Annotated in this window: 25 protein-coding genes; 10 read left to right on the top strand and 15 right to left on the bottom strand. The window is 59.7% G+C overall.

Translation table 11 applies throughout. The features are described from left to right. Positions 1-423 precede the first annotated feature (423 nt). Together I3J27_RS23820 and I3J27_RS23815 are read left to right on the top strand one after the other, a co-directional pair. Positions 424-1248, top strand: coding sequence for a rhomboid family intramembrane serine protease (locus I3J27_RS23820; RefSeq protein ID WP_270160828.1), 825 nt, complete (start codon positions 424-426; stop codon positions 1246-1248). A 189-nt stretch (positions 1249-1437) separates the two neighbouring features. Next, positions 1438-1866 carry a CBS domain-containing protein gene (locus I3J27_RS23815; protein WP_270160827.1) on the top strand — a complete coding sequence of 143 codons (429 nt, stop codon included), beginning with the start codon at positions 1438-1440 and terminating at the stop codon, positions 1864-1866. Between the two features lie 5 nt (positions 1867-1871). Here I3J27_RS23815 and I3J27_RS23810 read toward each other — a convergent pair whose 3' ends face one another. After that, positions 1872-2915 carry a patatin-like phospholipase family protein gene (locus I3J27_RS23810; RefSeq protein WP_270160826.1) on the bottom strand — a complete coding sequence of 348 codons (1044 nt, stop codon included), beginning with the start codon at positions 2913-2915 and terminating at the stop codon, positions 1872-1874. A 246-nt stretch (positions 2916-3161) separates the two neighbouring features. Between I3J27_RS23810 and I3J27_RS23805 the strand changes: the two genes are divergently transcribed. Together I3J27_RS23805 and I3J27_RS23800 are read left to right on the top strand one after the other, a co-directional pair. Next, entirely contained in the window at positions 3162-4232 is a 1071-nt protein-coding gene (locus I3J27_RS23805) for an RgsD C-terminal domain-containing protein (RefSeq protein ID WP_270160825.1), read from the top strand. Positions 4233-4635: 403 nt separating this feature from the next. Further along, a complete protein-coding gene (locus I3J27_RS23800; protein ID WP_270160824.1) occupies positions 4636-4830 on the top strand; it encodes a hypothetical protein in 195 nt (64 codons plus the stop codon). A gap of 37 nt (positions 4831-4867) precedes the next feature. Here the strand turns inward: I3J27_RS23800 and I3J27_RS23795 are convergent, their stop codons facing one another. Beyond that, entirely contained in the window at positions 4868-5860 is a 993-nt protein-coding gene (locus I3J27_RS23795) for a zinc-dependent alcohol dehydrogenase family protein (protein WP_270160823.1), read from the bottom strand. Between the two features lie 102 nt (positions 5861-5962). On the opposite strand from I3J27_RS23795, the gene I3J27_RS23790 reads away from it, so the two are divergent. Further along, positions 5963-6823, top strand: a complete 861-nt coding sequence (locus I3J27_RS23790) for a LysR family transcriptional regulator (protein WP_270160822.1) — start codon at positions 5963-5965, stop codon at positions 6821-6823. A gap of 924 nt (positions 6824-7747) precedes the next feature. On the opposite strand, the gene I3J27_RS23785 is transcribed toward I3J27_RS23790, so the two are convergent. Next, positions 7748-7996 (bottom strand): hypothetical protein, encoded by a 249-nt coding sequence (locus I3J27_RS23785; RefSeq protein WP_270160821.1) that lies wholly within the window; start codon positions 7994-7996, stop codon positions 7748-7750. 370 nt (positions 7997-8366) lie between these two features. On the opposite strand from I3J27_RS23785, the gene I3J27_RS23780 reads away from it, so the two are divergent. Together I3J27_RS23780 and I3J27_RS23775 are read left to right on the top strand one after the other, a co-directional pair. Then, entirely contained in the window at positions 8367-9032 is a 666-nt protein-coding gene (locus I3J27_RS23780) for a hypothetical protein (protein ID WP_270160820.1), read from the top strand. A 47-nt stretch (positions 9033-9079) separates the two neighbouring features. Continuing rightward, positions 9080-9574: a hypothetical protein gene (locus I3J27_RS23775; protein ID WP_270160819.1), complete on the top strand. Its 495-nt coding sequence runs from the start codon at positions 9080-9082 to the stop codon at positions 9572-9574. 852 nt (positions 9575-10426) lie between these two features. Here I3J27_RS23775 and I3J27_RS23765 read toward each other — a convergent pair. The 3 genes from I3J27_RS23765 to I3J27_RS23755 all read right to left on the bottom strand — a co-directional run bounded on the left by I3J27_RS23765 (position 10427) and on the right by I3J27_RS23755 (position 11869). Beyond that, positions 10427-10561 carry an excalibur calcium-binding domain-containing protein gene (locus I3J27_RS23765; RefSeq protein ID WP_270172870.1) on the bottom strand — a complete coding sequence of 45 codons (135 nt, stop codon included), beginning with the start codon at positions 10559-10561 and terminating at the stop codon, positions 10427-10429. A 304-nt stretch (positions 10562-10865) separates the two neighbouring features. Continuing rightward, a complete protein-coding gene (locus I3J27_RS23760) occupies positions 10866-11330 on the bottom strand; it encodes a GIY-YIG nuclease family protein (protein ID WP_270160817.1) in 465 nt (154 codons plus the stop codon). Positions 11331-11362: 32 nt separating this feature from the next. Beyond that, positions 11363-11869 carry a hypothetical protein gene (locus tag I3J27_RS23755; RefSeq protein WP_270160816.1) on the bottom strand — a complete coding sequence of 169 codons (507 nt, stop codon included), beginning with the start codon at positions 11867-11869 and terminating at the stop codon, positions 11363-11365. A gap of 223 nt (positions 11870-12092) precedes the next feature. Between I3J27_RS23755 and I3J27_RS23750 the strand changes: the two genes are divergently transcribed. Next, a complete protein-coding gene (locus I3J27_RS23750) occupies positions 12093-12257 on the top strand; it encodes a hypothetical protein (protein ID WP_270160815.1) in 165 nt (54 codons plus the stop codon). A 48-nt stretch (positions 12258-12305) separates the two neighbouring features. Here I3J27_RS23750 and I3J27_RS23745 read toward each other — a convergent pair whose 3' ends face one another. Beyond that, positions 12306-12593, bottom strand: a complete 288-nt coding sequence (locus I3J27_RS23745) for a hypothetical protein (RefSeq protein WP_370691859.1) — start codon at positions 12591-12593, stop codon at positions 12306-12308. A gap of 169 nt (positions 12594-12762) precedes the next feature. Here I3J27_RS23745 and I3J27_RS23740 point away from each other — a divergent pair, with 169 nt between their 5' ends. After that, positions 12763-12933, top strand: a complete 171-nt coding sequence (locus I3J27_RS23740; protein WP_270160814.1) for a hypothetical protein — start codon at positions 12763-12765, stop codon at positions 12931-12933. Between the two features lie 540 nt (positions 12934-13473). After that, positions 13474-13848, top strand: coding sequence for a hypothetical protein (locus tag I3J27_RS23735; RefSeq protein WP_270160813.1), 375 nt, complete (start codon positions 13474-13476; stop codon positions 13846-13848). 250 nt (positions 13849-14098) lie between these two features. Here the strand turns inward: I3J27_RS23735 and I3J27_RS23730 are convergent, their stop codons facing one another. The 8 genes from I3J27_RS23730 to I3J27_RS23695 form a co-directional block, all read right to left on the bottom strand. Beyond that, positions 14099-14911, bottom strand: coding sequence for an ATP-dependent metallopeptidase FtsH/Yme1/Tma family protein (locus tag I3J27_RS23730; RefSeq protein WP_270160812.1), 813 nt, complete (start codon positions 14909-14911; stop codon positions 14099-14101). Beyond that, the gene (locus tag I3J27_RS23725; RefSeq protein ID WP_270160811.1) at positions 14904-15110 is read right to left on the bottom strand and encodes a hypothetical protein; all 207 of its coding nucleotides are present in this window, start codon (positions 15108-15110) and stop codon (positions 14904-14906) included. Before I3J27_RS23725 ends, I3J27_RS23730 begins: the two co-directional genes overlap by 8 nt. 14 nt (positions 15111-15124) lie before the next feature. Continuing rightward, positions 15125-15775, bottom strand: coding sequence for a hypothetical protein (locus I3J27_RS23720; RefSeq protein WP_270160810.1), 651 nt, complete (start codon positions 15773-15775; stop codon positions 15125-15127). A 403-nt stretch (positions 15776-16178) separates the two neighbouring features. Continuing rightward, a complete protein-coding gene (locus tag I3J27_RS23715; protein ID WP_270160809.1) occupies positions 16179-16913 on the bottom strand; it encodes a response regulator in 735 nt (244 codons plus the stop codon). Between the two features lie 127 nt (positions 16914-17040). Further along, positions 17041-17343, bottom strand: coding sequence for a hypothetical protein (locus I3J27_RS23710; RefSeq protein WP_270160808.1), 303 nt, complete (start codon positions 17341-17343; stop codon positions 17041-17043). Between the two features lie 270 nt (positions 17344-17613). Then, on the bottom strand, positions 17614-19941 hold the full coding sequence (locus tag I3J27_RS23705) for a phage/plasmid primase, P4 family (protein ID WP_270160807.1): 2328 nt from the start codon (positions 19939-19941) through the stop codon (positions 17614-17616). Positions 19942-20063: 122 nt separating this feature from the next. Further along, positions 20064-20300, bottom strand: coding sequence for a hypothetical protein (locus I3J27_RS23700; protein ID WP_270160806.1), 237 nt, complete (start codon positions 20298-20300; stop codon positions 20064-20066). A 202-nt stretch (positions 20301-20502) separates the two neighbouring features. Beyond that, on the bottom strand, positions 20503-21747 hold the full coding sequence (locus I3J27_RS23695) for a site-specific integrase (RefSeq protein ID WP_270160805.1): 1245 nt from the start codon (positions 21745-21747) through the stop codon (positions 20503-20505). Between the last annotated feature and the right edge of the window lie 519 nt (positions 21748-22266).

Genomic DNA, 22266 nt, shown 5'->3' with positions numbered 1-22266 from the left:
GCACCCGCGATCCCTTTCGTTGTTGTGTAGGAGGGGATCTGCAGCGTCCATGCCGCAGGGGCGTTTTCGGCTCCCTTAAGCCGGTCTTTGCGTCGTTAACGTTAAATTAACTATGCGCTTTGCACCTCGCGCACCGCTGCTATGGTGATCGCGGTCGCAAGCCTCGCCGCTTTCATCCAGGTTCTCGGCGGGGCCTGTACTTAGGGCGTCAAACAGTTTGGCCACGGGCCGGGGAGGGGTGGGGATACACCTTCATTCCTCCGGCACCGGAAGGCCGACACGGACAGGCAGGGCTTTCCCAGGGGCCCTGCCTTTTCCTTTTGTGCACTTGCGCAAGGCCGGCAAAGGCGACTATCTCCAAGGCTTGTCGTTAAGGCTTGTCGTTAAACCTGTCGCTCCGATCGCGCTGAAAGCGAAGCTGCCTTGGATTCCCCGCAAAATTCTCCGCCGCAAGATCCTCCGCACGAGGTGCCGGCCGTCGTCGAGGAGGCCCCGCGCGAGCCGATCCTGACGCTGCCGGTGGCGCTGACGGCCTATATCCTGCTCCTGGCCGTGATTCATCTGCGGGTGCTGTTGCCGCCGGAGCTCGAGAACTGGACCATCGACGTCTTCGGCTTCATTCCGAAGCGCTACGATTCCTCGCTGCTCAATTTGCAGATCCCCGGCGGCGCCGGCGCCAAGGTCTGGACCTTCGTCACCTATTCGCTGCTCCATGCCAATCTGACCCATCTCGGCTTCAACGTGCTGTGGCTGCTGCCGTTCGGCAGCGCGCTGGCGCGGCGCTTCGGCGCCATCAGGTTCTTCCTGTTTCTCGCGGTGACGGCGGCGGCCGGCGCGCTCGCCCATCTCGTCACCCATGAGCATGCGGTGGCGCCGATGATCGGCGCCTCGGCCTCGGTGTCGGGCGCGATGGCAGCCGCAATCCGCTTTGCCTTCGTTCGCGGCAGCTTCCTGTCGTTCAGCCGATCGGACGCCGATACCGCCGCAAGGGTTCCGGCGCTGCCGCTGTCGCGCGCGCTCCGCGACGGGCGGGTGGTCGGCTTCCTCAGCGTCTGGTTCGGCGTCAACATCATCTTCGGCGTCGGGGCGATCGGCATCGATTCCGAAACCACCAGCGTCGCCTGGCAGGCGCATATCGGCGGCTTCTTCGCCGGCCTGTTGCTGTTCGCGCTGTTCGATCCCGTGCCGCGCGTGCGAAACGACGATGCTGCGGATGCGTCATCACGGGACGTTTCCGACCGAATTTGAAGCGGCGCTTGCGGCGCGGCCCGAATTCATCCATCATTCCGTTGAAGAATGTTCCGAAGCGACATGCCGTTAGCGGCAATGCTTCGCAAAGCGCCCGAGCGTGAAACCGGCGCTGAAACTGTTAGTTGAAGACTCGAAGAACAAGTCCGGACCGCCAAAAGGCGGGCGGCTCCGATTCAGGAGGCGACAATGACGGTACGTTCCATTCTCAACACCAAGGGCCACCAGATCATGAGCGTCGAGCCGGACGCGAAACTGGCTGCCGCGGTCAAGCTGCTCGGCGAGAAGAAGATCGGCGCGGTGCTGGTGATGAACCAGAGCCGGCTGGAAGGCATCCTGTCCGAGCGCGACATCGTGCGGGTGATCGGCGAGCGCGGCGCCGGCGCGCTGGAGGAGCCGGTCTCTCAGGTCATGACCCGCAAGGTCGTGACCTGCAAGGAAACCGACACGGTCGCCGAGCTCATGGAGATGATGACCACCGGCAAGTTCCGCCATCTGCCCGTGATCGACGGCGGCAAGGTGGTCGGCCTGATCTCGATCGGCGATATCGTCAAGCGCCGCGTTCAGGAATACGAGTCCGAGCAGGAAGCCCTGCGCGACTACATCAAGACGGCCTGAGCGGCTCACTCGTCAGCGCTGGATTCCGCTTTGGGTGCGTTGCCCGCCGGCGCCGGCGCGAGCACCTCGATCGCCTCCCGGATCGACTCCAGCGCGCGCTCGGCGGCGCGGGTGCCGTGCGCGATCAGGTCCTCGCCGCGATGGAAGTCGAACCAGCCGAACTGGCCGACCCGCGGCGTGATCAGGAGATCAGGCGGATCGCCGGCGAGGCGGGCGCGGGTGATGCGGTCCTGCATGATGTTGAAGGCGTCGACCATCACCGAGGAGAGGCCGGGCCGGCTGCCGCCTCCGCCGAAGAACTCGCGCTTCACCGTCTTCTCAGGCGAGAAGAATCTCGGAAAGAGTCGCTTGGACGTCGGCTCTTCGGCCACGGGGACGTCCGGTTCAGGCACCGCGCCGTGCGAATGGATGGTGGTGGAATAGGTGAAGATGTCGCTGGAAAGATTTGCGGCGATGACGATTTCGGCGCCGAGCGCCCGCGCGGCCGAGACCGGCACCGGGTTCACCAGCGCGCCGTCGACCAGCCAGCGGTCGCCGATCAGGACGGGAGAGAAGATGCCGGGCAGCGCGTAGGAGGCGCGCATGGCGTCGACTGCGCGGCCGCGCGTCAACCAGATCTCGTGGCCGGTGCGGACCTCGGTCGCGACGGCGGCGAACTTGATCGGGAGATCCTCGATCAGGGTCTGGCCGCAGGCGGCCTCGAGCCGGGTCGCCAGCTTCTCGCCGCCGATCAGGCCGGAGCCGTTGAGGCGGATGTCGAGATAGCCGAGGATGTTGCGCATCCCTTGCAGGCTGCGGCCCCACTCCTCCAGCGTGTCGAGCCGGCCGGCCGCATAGAGGCCGCCGACCACGGCGCCGATCGAGGTGCCGACCACGACATCGGGCACGATGCCATTGGCGACCAGGGTCCTGATAATGCCGATATGGGCGAAGCCGCGGGCGGCGCCGCCGCCGAGGGCAAGGCCAATGACTGGCCGGCGCGTGGCGCCGAGGCCGACCTTCTCGCCATTCGAGCCGTTCGCGCCCCGTCCCTTCAATATGTCCAACACCGCTACTCTCCCACCCTGCGGCAACCCTCTCTCACCAGAGTAGGCACCGTACTTCCGCTCCGCCAGACCAAGGGCGAAGCATGGTTTATACCGTTCGGGAAGCAGGGGGCAGGAGTGTGGCGAGTGCCGATTGCCTTCCTTCTAATCACGCAGGCGTCAACCGGGTTCCGTCAAACGTGGCAGGCCCGTATTTCCTGGGGTATCAGAGGCTTGAATTTGCCGCGTTTTCGGTGAAAAGCAGGTGGCATGACTCTCGGGGGTGACGGCATCATCGGATGGCGGCGCAGCGCATCGCTGCTGCCGACGCTGACCTTCGCTGTTTTCCTCTATGCGCTCGGCCAAAATGCTGCGCAGGCGCAGCTTTTTTCCGATCGTCCGCCGCCGGTGCCCCCGGCATCGGTGCCCGACCCCGGTAACGCCGTTCAGCTTGCGCCGTCCGGCCAGACCGCTGCCCCCCCGAGCCTGCCGCCGACCCTGATCCAGCCCAACACCCCCAGCATGCCGCCACCCGCGGTCTCGACCGTGCCGGCGGCCCCGCCGCTCAACGCCGCCGTGCCCGGCCAGGGCGTGCTGTCGCTGACCGCGAAATACGGCAAGGACACCCCCGCGATCACCAGCGGCCTGGTCTGGCGGGTGTTCGCCGACCGTCCCGACGAGAACGGCACCTTCAAGCTGATCCGCGAGGATCGCAACGCCACGCCGAACATCGTGCTGCCGCCCGGCAATTACGTCGTGCACGTCGCCTTCGGCCTCGTCAGCGCGGTACGCACCGTCAGCCTGAAGGCAGAGACCGACCGCGAATCCTTCGTGCTGCCTGCAGGGGGCCTGCGCATCGAGGGCCGCGTCGGCACCAGCCGGATTCCGCAGAACCAGATCTCGTTCGCGATCTACAAGGGCAGCCAGTTCGAATCCGGCGAGCGCGCTTCGCTGGTGCCCAACGTCGCCGCCGGCGACGTCGTGCTGATCCCGGAGGGCACCTACTACATCATCTCCAACTACGGCGACGCCAATTCGGTGGTGCGTTCGGACATCCGCGTCCAGGCCGGCAAGCTCACCGACGTCACCATCACCCACCGCGCTGCCGTGATCACGCTCAAGCTGGTCAGCGACAGGGGCGGCGAGGCGCTCGCTAACACCGCCTGGTCGGTGCTGACCCCCGGCGGCGACGTCATCAAGGAATCGATCGGCGCCTTCCCGCGCGTCGTGCTCTCCGAAGGCGAATACCGCGCCATCGCCAAGAACGAGGGCAAGGTCTACGAGCGCGGCTTCAACGTCGTGAACGGCGTCGACGGTGAGGTCGAGGTGGTGGCGCGGTAGGGCTGGCTGTTCAGCCCGGTCCTGGCCTGCGTGCGGCCGGACGTCGGACCTTGCGCGGACAGAATGCGCCGCTTCTCAAACAGCGCACCAATCCACCATCTCCCGTTACCTTCGCAGCAAGTGAGCAGACGCTCACTGGCGTCGTCGCTGTGTACCGATTTGAATACTTCGGCCGGTGCTACCGGGCTGCCTCTTGGAGCTGCAAGAAACACCGGCAGCGAGGGCTTATTCCGCGCCTCGCGCGCGTTCATCATAGACGGTGGAAGATACGTATTTCCGATAATCAATTTTATTCTCTTTCCATCCTGCTGCGATATATGTCGAGCATCCGTCAAACGGGGGAGGCCGGAGCAGATTCGTACGTCTGCGAGACCGGCAGGGAGCAGGGGACCAAGCTCGTCGCATGTTCGAAGTCATCCTCACCAGGCGTAAGCGGTTCGGCTGGCGATGGCAGGTGTGCGACCAGTCCGGCAAGATATTTGCCGATGGCTTCGAGCGCACCCGGCCGTCCGCCAAATATCATGGCGAGCGCGCATTGTTCTTCCTGTTGTCGCAGGCTCCCTTGCGCAACCGCTCCGCGGCGTCCAGCGAGGACTAGCGGCGTCCGCAGCGCTCTCCGCACTGCCAGCTTCACCTCAGATATCGACGACCAGCTTGCCCTTGACCGCGTGGTCTCTGATCAGCGCATAGGCCTCGCCGACGCTCTCCAGCGTAAAGCGCCGGAGGTCGAGCAGCGGCACGAGCTTGCCGGCCTCGATGATGCGCGTGGCTTCCGCCATGATCTCCCCATGATGCGCGCGGCCTTCGCCCGACAGCAGCGGCAGCAGCGTGAACACGCCGGAATAGGTGGCGGCGCGGAACGACAGCGGCGCAAGCGCGTGCGTCCCCCAGCCGAGTGCGCTCACCACATGGCCGAAGCGGCGCACCGCTTCAAAGGAGGCGTCGAGCACCTTGCCGCCGACGGTGTCGTAGACGATGTCGAAGCCGCGGCCGCCAGTATGCTGCGTAACGTAGGTTTCGACCGAGGTGTCGCGATCGATGAACACTGCGCCATATTCTTCGATGGTGGCGCGCTGCGAGGCCGAGCCGGTTGCGAACACCTCCGCTCCGAAGGCGCGCGCGATCTGGATCGCGACATGACCGACGCCGCCCGCACCACCATGGATCAACACCTTCTGGTCCGCCTTCAATGCCGCGCGGTCGATCAGGCCTTCCCATGCGGTGATGACGATCAGGGGCAAAGTGGCAGCTTCCCGCATGGTGAGATTGGCCGGCTTCAGCGCGAGGAGATCGGCGTCGACCGCGGCGAATTCGGCCAGCGATCCCTGCACGCCGCCGACACCCCCGGTCATGCCGTAGACCTCGTCGCCCGGCTTGAACCGCGAGACCTCGCGTCCGGTCTGTTCGACCACGCCGGCGAGATCGATGCCGAGGATTGCCGGCAATGGATGACGCGCATGCGCCGCCGCGCCCGCATGGATCTTGGTGTCGAGCGGATTGACCCCGCTCGCCCGCACCCGAACCAGCACCTCGCGCGGGCCGATCTCGGGCGTGGAGATGGTTGAGAGGCGTAAGGGAGCGTTGTGGGTCTCCAGCAGAGCCGCGCGCATCGTCGATGGTCTCGTCATGATCGTCTTGCTCCGTTGTCGGCCTTCAATATGCCCATGAATTTTTGCATGGAAAGAAACAAGGATGTACGGTCATCGTGCGTTTTTGTATGAGGCCTTCCGATGGATTGGAGCGATCTGCGCATCTTCCTGGCGATTGCGCGCGAAGGCACGCTTGGTGCCGCCGCGCGAAAGATCGGCCAGACCCAGCCGACCATGGGACGGCGGCTGCGCGCGCTCGAAACGTCTTTGGGACAGACGCTGTTTCAGCGCACGGCGGATGGCTTCGTGCTGACCGACGAGGGCACCGCGGTGCTTCGCCACGCCGAGCGGATCGAGGACGAGGCGCTCGCGCTTCAGCGGCACGCCTCGGGCGCGGAGACGCAGCTCGACGGCCTGCTGCGCCTGTCGTCGTCGGACTGGTTCGGCACGGTGATGCTGTCGCCGGTGATCGCCGCCTTCGGCAAGCGCCATCCCAAAGTGACCGTCGAGCTTCTGACCGATGCGCGGCTCTACAGCCTGCCGCGACGGGAAGCCGATCTCGTTTTCCGCATCAAGCCGTTCGGCGAGCCCGAGGTGATCTCCCGAAAACTGCTGCATATTCCCTACGCGCTCTATGGCAAGAAAGGCTGCAAGCCGCCGCGCGCCGGCGATGGCAGCGGTGCACGCGTCGTGACCATGAATGCCGAATTCGCCGACATGCCCGACGCGGTCTGGCTGAAGCGCACGCTGCCGAATGCGGAGGTCGCCTCGCGCAGCAACAACCGGCAGGCGCAGGCCGAACTGTGCGCATACGGTGGCGGGCTCGCCGTGCTGCCGCGTCCGCTTGGTGATCGCGACCGACGGCTGGTTGCGCTCGACGTCGGCACGAGCCCGCCCGGCCGCGACACGTATGTGGGCTATCACCGCGATCTCAGGCGGCTGGCGCGTTTGCGCGCGCTGCTTGACCTCGTGATTGAGAAGCTGGCGGGCACGGCTCCGTAGCCCGGATTGCGCTGCGCTTTATCCGGGCTACAAGATGTCGCGTTGCCCGACGGGCAAAACACCGAGCGGTCGGTCAATGCGCATCATCGAAAATATTCGCCTTTACAGAAATTCGGAATGGGCGGATATTGCGCGCACTCCGGCCCAAGGAAGAGGGGCGTATCGCGATCGTCACGAACGCGGGCCGGACGGCGGTGGACGTTAATTACATCGGCGCGAAGAGTTTTGCAGGGCAGGCAACTGTGAGCAAAGACCTCGCGCACACGACCGGTGTGATCGGCGTACGGCGAAATCGTGTGGTCCTGACGCCCGGGGTCTGTGCGTCAAGTGTTGCGGTGATGTGGCGGCCCGACCGGGTCCGCGCATCAGCCATCCGCAAGGCGACGGGGGCAATAGTGCATCGCTCCCCGGGGAGAGCACGACATAAGCCGTCAAACCACTGCGCAGGGAGTGATCAGGCCAGAAAAGGCCAATAAAATCAATATTGAAGTGGGTTTGTGTTCACCGTTGTGTCGCGATCCGCGATCCCAAAAATATTTTGCATTCCATACGCATTCCAACCCTCCCGGGGCCGCCGCGCGATGGCTGCGGGTACGGTGGTAGCGAACCGCGCGGGAATTTCAGCCTGTGGATGAGTTCGGTTGTGGCAGACCTGTTTACTAGAAGACGGACGCACGTTGGCGGCATAGTAGCGACATGCAGGTTCAATGCCCCAAATGCAAAGTGATCGCGGCCATTGGAAGGACCAAGTGGTTCTTCGACGGCGGAGAATGCCGGGAGCTTCGCGGTACCGAGGCGGGCGAAGCCGGGGCGTACGAAAAGTGCCCCGTCTTGATAGAAGCGGTGGAGAACGCAGAGCAAAATGCCACCAACCCCACACCACCTCGAAGATAAAACAGACACGCACGATCGCGCTCTGCGGCATCAATGCAACCGTCCTTTCAGCTTCCGGAACAGTTCCCGCAGATTGTCGGCGTATGCTTCGATGTTCCGCAGCGCCTTGTCCACCAGCCACTCGCGCGGCTTGGGCACGGGCTTGAGTTTCGGCGGCGGCGCGGGTTTGTCGGACGGGGTCCTGATCGCATGGTCGCGACGAGTCGCTGGAAACCGTTTGAGGTGGATCAATGGAATGCTGAGATCGGGCGGCTTTCGCCGGGCGGTACGGGGCAGCATGTACCGCACTTCATCTTGCGGAAGCACCTTGCACGTCGCTCTCGGCGTAGAACACCTTGCGAGGCAAGAGGCACTGATCGGGGAGCTGGACCGCGATGGCCACGATACGGCCGATGCTCTGAAGTTCCTTGCCACCATGCGCGCGACACAGCGACTGCACCTTCAGGATCGCGACCGGCTGCTGGCAGAGTTGGAGCGTTAGGCTCGACGGCTTGCGGCAGGAAGTTCGCCCAGCTCATTGCGATTATCCGGGCCGCCGGTCGGCGCTTCATCCGCCTTATCCACAGGCGCCTCCATCATCCTCCGGCTCCGCACTACCCTGCATTGTAGCATCGTCTGTACTCACCGATTCGCACCCAGAGCAGCAGCAATGCCAGTTGACGAACTGATCCTGAAGTTAATCGAAGCCCTAAAGTGGCCCGGCGTCGCTCTAGCTGCGCTACTAATGTTTCGATCAACTGTGACTTCACTCGTATCTAGGGCAAAAAGCGCGGCTTTCGGCGACAAATCCGTCGAGTTCGCTGAGCCAACTGCGTTAGCAATCGAACAAAAGAAGCAAACGATCGCGGTCGTTGAAGAACAGCCACCATCGCAAGAAGCTCCGCCGCCCCCGGCACCTGAGGCGATCGTACCATTCGAAACAAACCTTAAGGCCACGCTGGCGCAGTCACATGCCTCGGACGAGGTCAAGATCGCTTGGTTGGTCCGCGGGTTGGCAATTGAACAGATCCGCCGTATCCACGAGACTAACTATCGCATCATCTTGGGATCGCAAATTGCGCTGTTACTGAAGCTGAATACGGGCGCTACAATTCGTCTTTCGGACGCGCGCGAATTGTATGAGCAAACCAAGAAGAACCATCCCGGATTGTATGAGAACTTTATGTTTTCAGAATGGGTAATGTGGCCGAAGAACGTTGGCTTGATCAACTTTCCAGATATCGCTGAAACAAGTCCAGTGACGATCACGCCGGCTGGCAAGGACTTCCTGCATTATCTCGTCGAAACTGGACTGACCGGTGAAAAACCGGGCTGATCCTCTCATTGATCACCGCGAGTGCATTGGCTCAGGAAGATCGACTAATGTTAACTGATATTTTTTCTTATCGTTACGCGCAGCCCTGTATCTGGGAGACGTTTTATGAGGAGCATCGCCGCCTTCTCGTGCAGAGCTATCAGCTCCTGAATGATCTTTGTCCCTATTATGTGGGCGGCAACGAAGACAAACGCGGGAAGGAGTTTTGGACGCAGATACACGACTTGTTAGCGAGAGAGCTCGGTCTGAAGGAATTATCTCCGTCGTATATCGGCTTCTACAACAAGCAAAACCAATGGCAGGGCTTTTACAATACCGCTGCGCAAATGTGCGAAACGTGGATGTTCGCGCCTTACGACGGAAAAGTATCGGCTGATCGCTATGTCAAAGAGCGCTTGAGCTTAGTCGAAATCGGCTTCCGTCAGCACGAGAAGTTCGTGGCGGGACTAAACGCTAAGCTTCCCGAGAAAATCACAGCAGCCGAGTTGTTTGACCAGCGCGGCCAGCGCAAGGGCCTTCGGGTATCGCAACGGCGCGAGTGACTTGCTCGTTCTAAGATTAGGCTCGCCGATACCGGCGGCTTGCTCCGGCAAGAGGTGGCGCAAAAGCAGAAAACGAGTTCGCAAAGCCAGCGACGAGATCAAATCGGCGGTACAGCAACACGGCTATTACATTCGCAAGTCGCGGGTCGCAAAGGAGCGGAGAGCCTAGATCGAGCGCGCGCGTGCGACGCTCTTCATAACGGCATCTCTTCGCAGATTATGTCCGGCAGCCGTCAAATCGACCCCCACGATTAGCCCAAGCCGCCTTAACGTCAGGAGGGCAAGAGGGTCGCACAATCCAATGGAAAGTCCGGCTCCCAATACCGCAATCGTGCGCTGTTCATTGCTATCGAGATCAGCCCATGAAATGTCCATCACGCGCCTCCGCGCTAAAAGGAATTATCTAAAATCCAAACGCGTGCCTGATTTGCCGCAGCATCTCCGTGGCCGCGTCGGTGTACCGACCGTTGGTTAGGTATCGATCCAGCTGCGCTGTGCCAACCAGCGCCACGACTGCCACCGTGAAGCCCTTAAACATTGGACCTCTCCTTCAAGAGAGACCGCCAACCGGGCGTGTCGAAAAGTATAACCGCTTTTAGAATGCGCTGCCGCATCTCGCGGCTAATACGCGAATGGTGGCATTGACCTCTCACCAATTTCTTAACGGGGCGCAATAGACGCGTGTGCAGTGGGTGAGCCAATGCGTTGAAGTGCCTACCGGATCGCGCGTTCCCTATCGCTGTGGGTGGAGCGGAAAGGAAAATTGATCCGCCGCATGCATCGGGAGGAACGATCTTGGAGCTTCCGTCTGACGTGGTGATTTCCGCTGTGAGCGGAATAGCTGCGACCAACTTACCTGCGGCCGGGCCATGGTTCACAAGCAATGCCGTCCCCATCGCGATCGTGGTGTTTCCAATAGCCGGGCTCTCCACGCCTCGCGGGCGCCAAACCGACCAGTCGAGCAAATTCACAGTTGGGGGCGGACATGATGTGTCTAAGCGTTGTCGTGACCGGCCAAGGGCTCGAAATAAGGAGCCAAATAGGCGGATAGGCAACCAAAATGACGGCGATGACGCTCAATGCTGCAATTGCCCACCACAGCTTAGTAGTGCGATCATGGCGCGCTGATACCGCGCGGAAGCGCCGCTGCAAATCACGTAGTCGCTGTTCTGGACCGGGGTCAGAATGAAGCGGGTTTGGGCTGGGAGGTTGCGGCATGAACTCATCAGGGTGACAAACTAAATCACGAGGACGAACTAGCAGCACTGTCCTTAAGCGCGTGCAGCGGCGATTATTCGCTCTCTGCCAGTTCGTTCGTTGCTGTTTGCATTCGTAAGGTCTGCCTGTACTCGATAGCCTCGGCGATTTCGCGAAATTCCAGTAGCTGCCCGGTTAACTGACTAAGATGCGCCTTGACTTCTAATGGGGTTGCCCGGAAGAACTCTCGTCGTCGGTTCACCTCATTTACTCGATAGCCCGACAGGCGGTCATGCATTGAATTTTCGATGCCGACAGCATCGTTTGAGAAGAAGAGTGCATGAACATCGAAATTGAACGGCACCGATGCGTCACTCAGCTCCCGGATACGTTCCATCGGATCAAGGCGTCTTGTCATTCCAACCTTCACCATTTTTTCCCCGAAGGACCCAAGGTTAGAGATCACATAGACGTATCCAGCGCGAGTATTGGCGGCGCGAGCATCGACACTCTCAATCGCACTATCAACCTCGACAATCTGCTCTTGAAGCCGCTTCATGCCAGCTTCATCGCCATTTGCAGTTACGATCTCTAGCGCATTCTGATAGTGCTGCTTTTCCTTGGCGAGCTTTGAGCGCTCACGCTCGATCTCTTGTTGAGCGGATGGCGATACTCGTAGATGCCGATCTCTTGAAGGATGGCTGTCTCTCTTGTTTCGACTATTGTCTGCCGCGCGGCCTCAACTTCTTTCCGCAAATTGTCTCGTTCTGCCGCGATGGTCGCACGAACATTCTCGAGTTCCTCGTTAAGCGCGTCCACACGCTTCTGCAATTCTTGCCGGCGTGCGTCCATATCGAGAATGGGAGCAGCTCCAAAGTATTCGAGTTGCTGCCGCGCCAAATCGCGTTCCGCTCGTAGCTGCGCGCTGGTAGCTCCAAGTTCAGTGTTCTTGGAGAGGAGCGCCCGCCGCTCAGCCTCCACAGCTTCCAGCTTTGACCAAAGTTGATCCGCCTCCGCTACGATCTTGCGGGCAAAGGCACGAGCGCCGAAAAATGGCACAGCTCGGTTTAGTTCGTAGCCAATTTCAATTTCCTGCATCACAATGCCCTTCAAAACAAAACTGCCGCCGGCTTATCAAAATGCAGCGCGACCTGAAGTTGAGCGACATTTTTCAAAGTAGTCTCGCACTTTCAAGCGGTATTACGGGAGGACCACGTGCGACCTTTGGACGTAGCGCATGGTCAAGCTCCTAGGCACCCGTAAATTTCCCAAGTGCTGGCTTTTGGGGTGGCTGGTTAACTGCGGCCCTAGAGCGCCGCGCATGAAAGCACCGAAGCCAAAGAAATGGGCTGAGCAGGAAATCCGCCGTTTGATTAAGCTGGCCCGGCAAGGAGCGGGTACGTCGAAGATTGCAGCCGAGCTGGGGCGCTATGCCGGTTCAGTAAGGCGGATGGCGCGGACGGTCGGTATAACGTTGAAGAAGTAGCGGTGCGTCAACTCAGCAGGCTGGCACCATCCACGCGCCAGCGCAGCCCTAATGGCTGAGCGCAGCTGAACTTCGAGCGGATGCCGCACCAACTTCTGCGACCGTATCAGACAGGCTGGATAGGCCCGCCTCAACTGCCGCGATATCTTCCTCGATCCGCTGGACCGCGCCACTGCAATCGAAGCCCTTCATCGCTTTCAGATCGACCGCCAACCGCCGCCTGTGCATCCGAAGGTCTTCTAGGGCTTGCCGATCGCCGAGCCGGGCATAGCCTTCGACAATCAACTCAATCGCACTCTGCATCACGCACACCATAAAATAAACTTCAAGAACCAATCGGGTGATCCTAGCTTTCGATCGTGCTCGTGGTCAAACACGCCTTCCATATGCGCTGCAATACAGCGCAACTCGCTCATCCGTAATTCTACGGGCATTGCATATTTATCCCTCTTCGCATCTACTTCAGATTGTTTTGAAGACCATCCGAATTTCAGACGGGGCGCACATGAGCGTCAAAGCCATGATGGCAACTATTCTCCAAGACCAGATGACATCACGCGGCATAAGCTCGCTATCGCGATCTGATTACGAGGAGATCGTAGCACTGCTGATTGAGCAGCTTCGCGAAATGGAGTTCGAACTGGCCGCGCGAGAGCTTCGCAAGCATGATCCGTAATTGCGGGGGATCTTCGAGCGATGACCCACGGTTCTTGTCTATGTGAGGCAGATTAGGGATGGAAGTAATCAAAAATTCTCGAAATCAATCTGAGGCACGACGAATTGCCGAACTAGCTTACCCTTATCCCGGCTGCTGTCTGTGTGGGCAGACGGTTGGGAGAGAATTGGCGCATTTGGATCACGAAGCGGCCAACAACGATCCAGACAATCTTGCGTGGCTCTGCAATCATCATCATTGGATGTATGACGCTGGCCTCTTTTCGCTCGCCGCGTTGAAGGTCCAACGCTCTCACTGGCAGGACAGAAAGGGGGAGAGGACTAACGCATATATGAAAGACGCGGGGAAGAAAGCCGCGGCTACACGTGCAGCGAACGCCATTAAAAAGCGGCGGAGCGAGGCCGCGCGAAAGGCCGTTGCAACACGTCGAGCAAATGCAGCGCGAATTGCTCAATGACACGGACGCGTAGCTTTGATGATGCCGGTGGCATTCGCTTTGCGCTTTTTCCGCCGCGCCGCTGAGGCATAGTCGAGGGAGTAATGAGCGATATCTTTAAGTTCTGGTCGCGAATTAAGCGAGGATCGCCTATCCATCCCGACGATGCCGAAGTCTTCGGGCGTCTAGGCGCCGAAAAGCACGGGTTTGACTTAAGGTGCTTACCGGCAGCATTCGGCGGTCCTTTGAAGACCGCCAAGGTCGTCTTGCTCTTCGCTTCCCCCGGATTGAGCAGCCAACTGGACCTCTCCGACGCCAATACGAATGAGGGAAAAGATTACTATATGCGTCGATGGAAGGGCCGAGAGCCATTTCGCGACGAAGGCGATGGAAGTAAGTGGCTCAGGAGCATTGTAAAGCGCTTTGGCGACTACGACGACATCCGGCATAGCCTCGCAGTGCTGAACATCGGCGCCTAGCATTCGCGCCGCGTGAAGGACTGGCGAGCCGTCATGTCGTTGCCTTCCAGCCGGGCATCCTTGAGCTGGGCACAAAGCGTATTGTTCCCGGCTGCTGAGAACGGCGAGATAGTGGTCATTTGTATGCGGGCCGCGACCGCTAGTAAATGTGCAAAGGGGTTATCTCGTGCGAGACAATCCAGCCAATGAGCGGATAGTCAGAATTGTGCAAGGAAGTCTTAGTCGGTCGCTGTGCTTCCCCGTACGTACGCTAAGACCGACGATCTAGCGGCTCGCATTTCTCTCTAAAGCGAGCTGCCATAAGCTCGCTCTTGCGCCATTCAGCCCGACGCCGCCGCTCAAGCGCCATCGCCTTGCGCGTAACCACGTCAGAAATGATCTCATCAATCTCACGTCCATCAAGCGTTCGCCTGATGCGCAGAACCGTAGATAGCACAATCAGCACATCGCCGTGAGGCATCAGGAGATCGCGGGCAACGACATCGCAGTGCGCGAGAAACGTCTCGATCGCCTCATCGCTAGAGCAGATCAGCAACGCCAGCTCGCGAGCCTGCCGGAGGTCATCAACCGGGTAAGCCGGCTCAACTTCTAGCAGCAGACGCTCGGCAGCGCGGCCGGCCAGAAACTCGATGCACTTGGAGTAGACACTGCCAAAGACATCAGCCACCGGCCGGCGGTCTTCGCCGGCTTTCGGCATCATAGGACTGATCACAGCCCGAACATCAGAGGCATCGCCGCTGCCTTCACTGAAAGCCTCTGAATGGCCGACACCCCAGCACAAGCCTTCGGAGCCATGGATCGGGTCCGGGTTCACAGTGACGCCGCCAACTTCGTGACCGAGCAAACGCGCGCAGATGGCATGCCCGGCCTCATGCACGCTGATCCGTTGATCCTGTTCTTCGGTCCGGCCGAGCGTGGCAAGCAACTCGTCGTATTCGTCGGGCGGTTCATCTGGGCCGCCGCCAGCCGCAGGAACGACCATTTCGGCGGCGGCGGCCCCAGTTCCGGGAGAACAGGTCGCATACTCAGCAGTACCATCCTCGACCGGGCATCCATCAGACATGACCGATAACCTTCAACTGCCGCACGACCATGCGTGCACGGATAGTGGCAACCCGAGTGTCCGAGAGTTGCGGCATGGCGCGCGCGATCATCTCCGCCACACGGGTCGGGATGCGATTTGTATTCTGGGGATCGACAACCCAGCCATCGATGCGTGTGATGATCTGGTGCGGCTGCCAGCCGGCGGGAGCTGATTTCATGAGCGAGGTACCTCCTAGCCGACGAGAAATTTCGGCTGGATCGGCAAGTAACGGTAGCGGTCCTCCGGCGGTGCGGGTGCCGGCACTTCGGCCGACGCCTCCTCCGGCAACGGCAACTTGGCCGGAGCAGTGCCCGCGAGCACAGCGTCGGCATGCGCGCGCAGCATCGTGCTGACCAATTCGACCGCTTGAGGAACCTCGGAAAGGCAAACCTTCGCAAAATTGTTGATGCCTAGCGCCTCGTAAACGATCGGCACAGCCCGATGGGTATGTTCGGACAGGCGCTCGGCCACGCTATTGAACTCCAAGCCAATCTCGCCGAGCTTGCGAGCGAGCAGTTCAATTTCCGCCGCCGTCTCAGAACGCAGCTTGCGGTCCGCCATCTCGGCCTTGGCGTGCTCAAGATCGGTGATCTTCCGATCGATCTCAGAAAGCGCGCTCCGCAGCGTGACAGCGCGATCCTGAGCCGCACGAAGAGAAGTTTGGGCGGCGTCGAGCCCGGCCTCGTCGCCGGACAGAGCGCAGTCTTTGGCAGATGTCAGATGGCGGGTGACCGCCTGATCGCAGTCAGCAAGTCGGGCAGACACACGCTCGCGATTGGCATTAGCCGCATCGATATCGCGTTGCACCACCTTTTCGGGGTTCGATGATTTGAATAATGCCATTTGTCTAGCTCCTTCAGTTGAAGCTAGTGTAAGCGGCTGCGGCGCGCGTCGCACACGTTGAAAACCAAATTATTACAAACGGCGGCTCCTATATCTGTCGATGTGACGCGGTGCCTTCAGATACTGGGAAGGATTTCATCCGATGAACGACTATGCGTCGGCGGTCAGCCAGCGTTGGCTACAGATTGCAGTAAACAAGAAGCCTGACTGAAGAAGAATGGCACGGTGCTATTCGACTTATCCATGCAGTTCTCGGGCTGCGAAGGATCTTCGGTCACGCGGCGTATTCGACGCATTTGTGGATGTGAAGAGGCTCCGGAACGAGATCGGAAATTCGACCGAAGGGACGCATGCTGTACAAGCCCCACCGAAAGAAAGCCAATCCGCGCGGGTCGCAAGAATTCTAGAAGAGGTTGCCCTGATCGAACGGGCGAGACCGCCTCTTCCAATAACTGTCGAACGAACGACGCGAGACAGCCGAGGTAATCAGTATGATCAAATCGGAGGCTTTGGTCGCGACGCCAAAGGCTCCCCGCTGTCTCGCGATCGTCTCATCAAGCTTTGATCGCGTGTAGAAGATCACCGGAAGGTTGATGTGGAGTGGAAGCAACTTTGCTAGGAAATCGTATCCTGCTTCTTCGTCATCCCCGCGCTTCATATCGGAAATAATAAGGTCAAATGGTGCTTCGCTCAGCAGCTTCAGCGCGTCCTCTGTGCTGCGGGCGATGGTAATCGCAACACCGAACTCCGCCAGAGCCAGCATTTCGTAACGATTACCGTCAGGTCGATCATCTACCCACAAAACACGCTTGCCCTGAAGTTCGCGTCGAGGAATGGCATCCGTGACCAGCTCCGCAAGACGGATCGCGCTTTCGACGCTGGGCCTCTCCTCGGAAGGCTTCAGCTTTGTTTTATCGGCACCTCCACCAAGGTCGGCTTTCGCAATGGCTTCCGAAGCGGCGCGCTTTGCGGATGCTTCAACGCCGAAAGCCTTTAATGATCCCTCTGATAAGTTGGATAGGAAGTCTTTGATGGTGGGCGTAAATCGCCAAATTAAATAGGCCCCGACAGCAGGCCATGCAAAAGCCGATATCAACTTGGCCAAAGCCTCAATGATCTTTGCGATATTTTCTACCATTAGCGCTCCACCTAGAGTGGTAGCTTATACATGGCTTTGGTACCGATGAAAGGCCCAGACTGTCGGAATACGTCGCAATGGGGTCGCAGCTGCGCGTAGCGACCCGCAATCTTTTCTGCCGCACGGCTTAGCGCGCAAAGACCTGCTTGCGAGCCTTCAGGCTCGCCACGTTGACGAACCAGCGCTTGCCCACGCGGCGAGCTTGGATCAACCCCGCTTTCGCCCAGAGACGTGCGGTCTCGTACACGACATCAGCGTCGTGAGCAGCTGCCTTTAATGGCAACCATTCTTCGGGCGTCTGTTCCAGCTGTGTAACGCGCGCCGCGAGCACGGCAATGGTCTGCTTCAGCTCGTTGATTGCAGCATGCGGGTCGCGATCAGCGGCGGGATCATCCGCTGCTTTGGGCATCGCGCTTGAGATTGCAGTCATAGTTGTTTCCTAAGTTGTGGTGCGGTTTAATATCAACCCCTAAGCAAGTGCTGGCCCTGCGGCGCCCGAGAGCGCAGGAGCCACCCGCATGGGGCATGGCTTGAGAAGAACCTTGGTGAAATACGTGTCACGTCTGCCACGCCTGTCCTCCTTGGAGTGACAGCCGGGACAACCGTGACAGCCATTTTCATTTATCGACCACACGCGCGCGCGTGGTACTGGTAATGAGAAAAAGCCGTCACGCTTGCCACGCCTGTCACCGACTACAGATCACGCATCAGAGCCGTCGTCCGGCTTCAAGGCAACGCCGCAAAACTCACGCACATTGTTGCGCTTGCGGTAGGCAAAGCCCGCTTTCCGCATGCTTTCCTTGAAATCGGCCTGCGTGCCGGGCTTCGCGCCGACCGAGCGGGCGTACTCAGACCACGAACGGTAAAGCGTGCTGCTGGCTTCGGAAATCGTGCCGCCAGTAATGCACTGCTCCTCCAACCAACGCGGAAACACCTCCTGATCGCTGAAGTATTCCTCGGTAGCCTCGATCACGCAGCTCGGCCGAACAAGACCGCTCTTCTGCCAGTCAAGACAGCCCTCAATCATCCAGTGCAAGATGCCGGGCGCTTCTGTCAGCAGCTTCTCGGGAAGCTGACGATCGGGTGCGGAGGGCTTAAAGATGAACGGCACGATATTGAACCGCCGACGCGCGGCCTCATCAACGTTGGTCAGCGTCGGCTTGTGATTTCCGATGATCGTCAGCTTGAACTGCGGCATGTAGGTGAAAAAATCTTGCCGCATGAACCGCGCTGTGATGCGATCACCGCCCGTCATCTGTTTGATGCGGGCTTCCGCCCAAGCACGGCCAGCCTCAGTCTCCGAAGCCGTGACCATGCGCGCTCCGTGCAACATCGCCAAGTCAGTCGGATGCTTGTCGTTGGCCGATGCCGTGAAGGTTTCCATCGCTGACACGGCCGCGTAGTCGTGCAAAATGTGCGACGTGGTGTTCAGGTACACGCTCTTACCGTTGCCACCGGGTCCGTACGCGAACAAGAGCGCATGTTCCGACGTAATGCCGGTCAATGCATAACCGCCCCACTGCTGCAAGAAGCGGATCAATTCATGATCGTCGTTCGTCGCCTCCTTCAAGAAATTGAGCCACAGCGGGCAGCCTGTGTTTGCGGGCGTGACCGCTGTGATTTTCGTGATGCCGTCCTCCGGGACGCTCGCACGCAGTTTGCCGGTACGCAGATCGACCGTGCCGCCGGGCGTGCCCAGCAACCAAGGATCGCGGTCCCAATATTCGCTGGTCACAGCGACATTCTGGTCGTGTTTGGAAAAGCGCTCGACGCCGGCCGAAAAGCTTGTCTTATTGGTGATGTAACGCTTGCGCTCGTCTTGGTTCTCCGAAAGCTGGCGAGCGAGCTTACGGGCGAAGTCGAACGCACGGCCCGTGCTGTCTGGCTTCCAACAGATGCCATTCCAATAGAACCATGCAGCGTGTGTATGGCAGTAGCGCAGGTTTTCGCCATGCAGGTCAACGAACTCCTGCGCGGCGCTGTCTTCGGTCACGATGTCATTGGACTTGTGCGCGGGACCGAGATGCGCCACGCCCCGATTGTCGTGGATCGCTTCAGAGGGCAGATCAGAATTGCGCGCGTTCGCTTCACTGTAATCCAGCCATTCCGCAATCTTGCCGGTAACTTTCTCGCCGAACAGTTCCTTCAGTGAGGGGTAACCGTACGTGCGGTCACCCTTCTCATAGGCGAGAGCGGCATCATGCGCCGTCCGAATGCGATCACGCAAATCTTCGTCCTTCGCAGCCCGCGCGATGTACTCGGCGTACAGCTTAATGTGCGGCAGGTCGAAGCCGCAGCGGGCAAGAAAGCCGCCCACGATCAAGGCCGCGTCGTGACGGCCGCCCTTCATCGGCCAATAGCGTGCCATCAAGCAGAGTGCAGCCAGCAGCTTGGCGCGCCGCAACAGCTCATCGTCCGCAACCTGAGCGGGCTCGCCGTCTTCTTCCCAATTGATAAGCTCGCCGCAATCATGCACCGAGCCCGGAAAAACGGTTTGAGCGCCCTTGTTGCCGCCGCCGACGCGGACCTCCAACAGCACGGTCTTGCTCATCGGATCCTTGAACTGCACGGTTGCCTGATCAAGGTTCTCCCCGATGGACGTGACGTAAAGGAAATGGCTGTCACGTTTTGAAGAGCGACCAAAAACCGCGCCAGTCTTCGGCAGCACCACGCGCGCAATAGCGACGGCCTCCGCACAATCCAGATCAACGTCCGTCAAGCCGCCCGACTTCCGGCCGAGCTGCACGCCAATGTTCTGCGGCTGATCGCTGAAGAAGCGAACAACCTTGCTTCCGGTGATAACACGGTGCTGCCAATCCGTGCCGATCGGCTTCTTCTGACGAAGCGGAAGCGGGACAGGGTTCCACCCGCGCATGGCATACTGAAGCGCGTTCCACTCTGGCGTACCTGTAGTCGGCCACTTCTGGCCCAGCTCAAAGATTTTGCCGCCGTCATAGGCCAAAGCGAACTCGGCAAACTTCTCAAACGGGCACTTTGCATTCTCATCGAGAGATGTGGTAGTAGTCATGTTGTATCCTTTCCAAAGGTGCAGTTGGTCGTTTCCCGTGACCTGTGGCTAGGTCATAGGAAAGCAGAGTGAATGGTTTGAGTGCTTTGAGGCAGCCCGGCACAGGCTGCCTTTTTCTACAATTACGCGGCGGTCGCGTCAGCCTCAAGCGCACGACGCCAAGCCGCTGCGGCCTCGCGCGAGATCAACACGCGAGTGCCGAGTTTGAACGTAACGGGCATCAAGCCTTCAGACTTCAGCTTGTAGAAGAGCCTGCGGCTGATGCGATGACGAGCGCAGAACTCGTCAATGCTCAAGGCATCGGGCTCAATCGCCGAAGTCGGATGGTTCAACTTACGGGCGGTAATTTCGGGGCGCATTCTCATAACTCCGCGTGCATTGCTGTGTGTCTGAACACTGCGGTGTTTCGCGGGAGCTTGGAAAGAGCGTTACCGATAAACACGTGGACTTCCGCACAAACGCATCGCGCGAACCCGACACTAGGTCGGCTCGCTGTGGATAACCCCCGATGGGGACGTTCAGCAGGAAGCTGCGACGACAACCGTGGCGCTTGGCTTGCAGTCAGCTCGCCAAAGCGACGATATTGGCGCCACTTGCAGGCTCATCATGCAACAGCGCGTTGCGAAAAAGATCGTCGGCGCGCTCCACGATATATTTCGAATAATGCGCTTCAATCATGCGAACGCTAGTGTTGTGGACCGATGCAACATAACGAATTGGGACGTTCTTCAGCAACATCCGAACGATGCTCGAATGCCTCAGCGCGTAAACGGTTACGGTGGCCGGATCGAGCCCAATGGCAGTGACGATTTGATCAACCTGACGATGATATCTCTGGCCCGGATTTTGGCCCCACGCAGTCCCATCGTCCTGCAACAGCAACGGCGCCGTGTCGCTACGGCCATGTGCCGCCGACCGCAGCTTCGCGGCGAGTTGCGTAGTGATATTCACGCTATAGCGCTCTTGCTTCTTCTGACTGCGGTTCCTGCCGCCGCCTTTGGCTGACTTCGGCATCATCAACTTCGGTGTAGTTGGATGGTCGCGAAAATCTTCGACAAGCAGCCGCACGACCTGCGATGGTCTCCCGCCGGTCTTCGCGAGGACATCAATCAGTAACCCGAGTTGTTCGCCGCGCGCGTACGCCGTTGCAACGAAGTTTCGTACCTGATCATCCGACAAGATCACGTTGCGGGCTGCGACTGCGTCCGGCAGACCAGCCAGCCCGACCTCCCAAGCTTGTCCGTTCTGAATGCGCTCGTCGTGCTGTCTGGCCAGTTCAAGGGCTGCGCTGAGGCAACGGCAAAGCCGATTGATCGTTGAGGCAGCCATTTTCGGAAGAAGGCTGTCGCGCCATTTCCTCAGTTCGTTCGGATTGAGCAACTGAACGGGCCTAGCCAGCAGCGTAGGGGTCAGATGCCGACGACGCGGCCATTCAGCGTTGTAAGGGTTAGCCCCACGGGCTTCGAGGTCGAGCCGATAAGCTGTCAGGGCGGCGTCAACGGTGATGGGGGCCGTGTCGGCATCGCCACGCGCCAGCTTTTTGGCAGCGTCCTGCGCTTGATAGAACGTCAGCACGCTCTTGCTATCACTGTCTTCGAAGTCGTCGGCGAGGGCGAAGCCCTTTGTCCAGTAGGCGCCGTGACCATCGCTAGACTTGAGCACCCACGTGCCGTTGGTCTTGTTGCGGCGATACATCAACGAGATGCCACGAGCGAGCGACGGGCCGCTGTAGGGTCTGCGGCGGGCTTTCAAGCGAAGGCGAGCGCTGCGGCTTTCGAGAGCGCTGAAGCTGACTTTGCGAGCCATGATTGTGTCCCCGTTCTCGCGAAGTGTCGCGATCGTGTCTGTGCGCGCCACGGCGCACCGACGCATGCGCTACGGGCAATTTCAGCGCAAAATGTCGAGATATCAATAGGGTGGTCAGTGCGTCGGCGTGCGCGCATGTGCGTCGGTATTTTTATTTTCCCCTGCGCAGGGAAGGCCGGATGTTTTGGCTTCACCTGTATGCCGCTGTGCAAATTCTTGTTGCCACCTTCCGCACAGTGGACCGTGGGTGCCCGGCCGGCACCCGGTCTTCCCTGCGCCCTCTTTCATTCGAGGGTGAGGCGATGCAGCAAAGCTCGGGCGAAATGCGCCGCGAGGTAGCAAAGGTGTGTCTGCAATTGGAAATGCAAATCCAAAGAGCGATGCCGCTACCCCACACTTCGTCATTGCGAGAAGCCCTTGCGACGAAGCAATCCAGACTGTCTCCGCGGAGGGATTCTGGATTGCTTCGCTGCGCTCGCAATCACGAGTTGATGCAGTGACGAGCGAAACTGCTAGCTC

The organism is Bradyrhizobium xenonodulans, from assembly GCF_027594865.1.
Classification (GTDB): Bacteria; Pseudomonadota; Alphaproteobacteria; order Rhizobiales; family Xanthobacteraceae; genus Bradyrhizobium; species Bradyrhizobium xenonodulans.
Note: the sequence above shows the minus strand (reverse complement) of the source record. Positions and strands in the feature narration are given on the sequence as shown.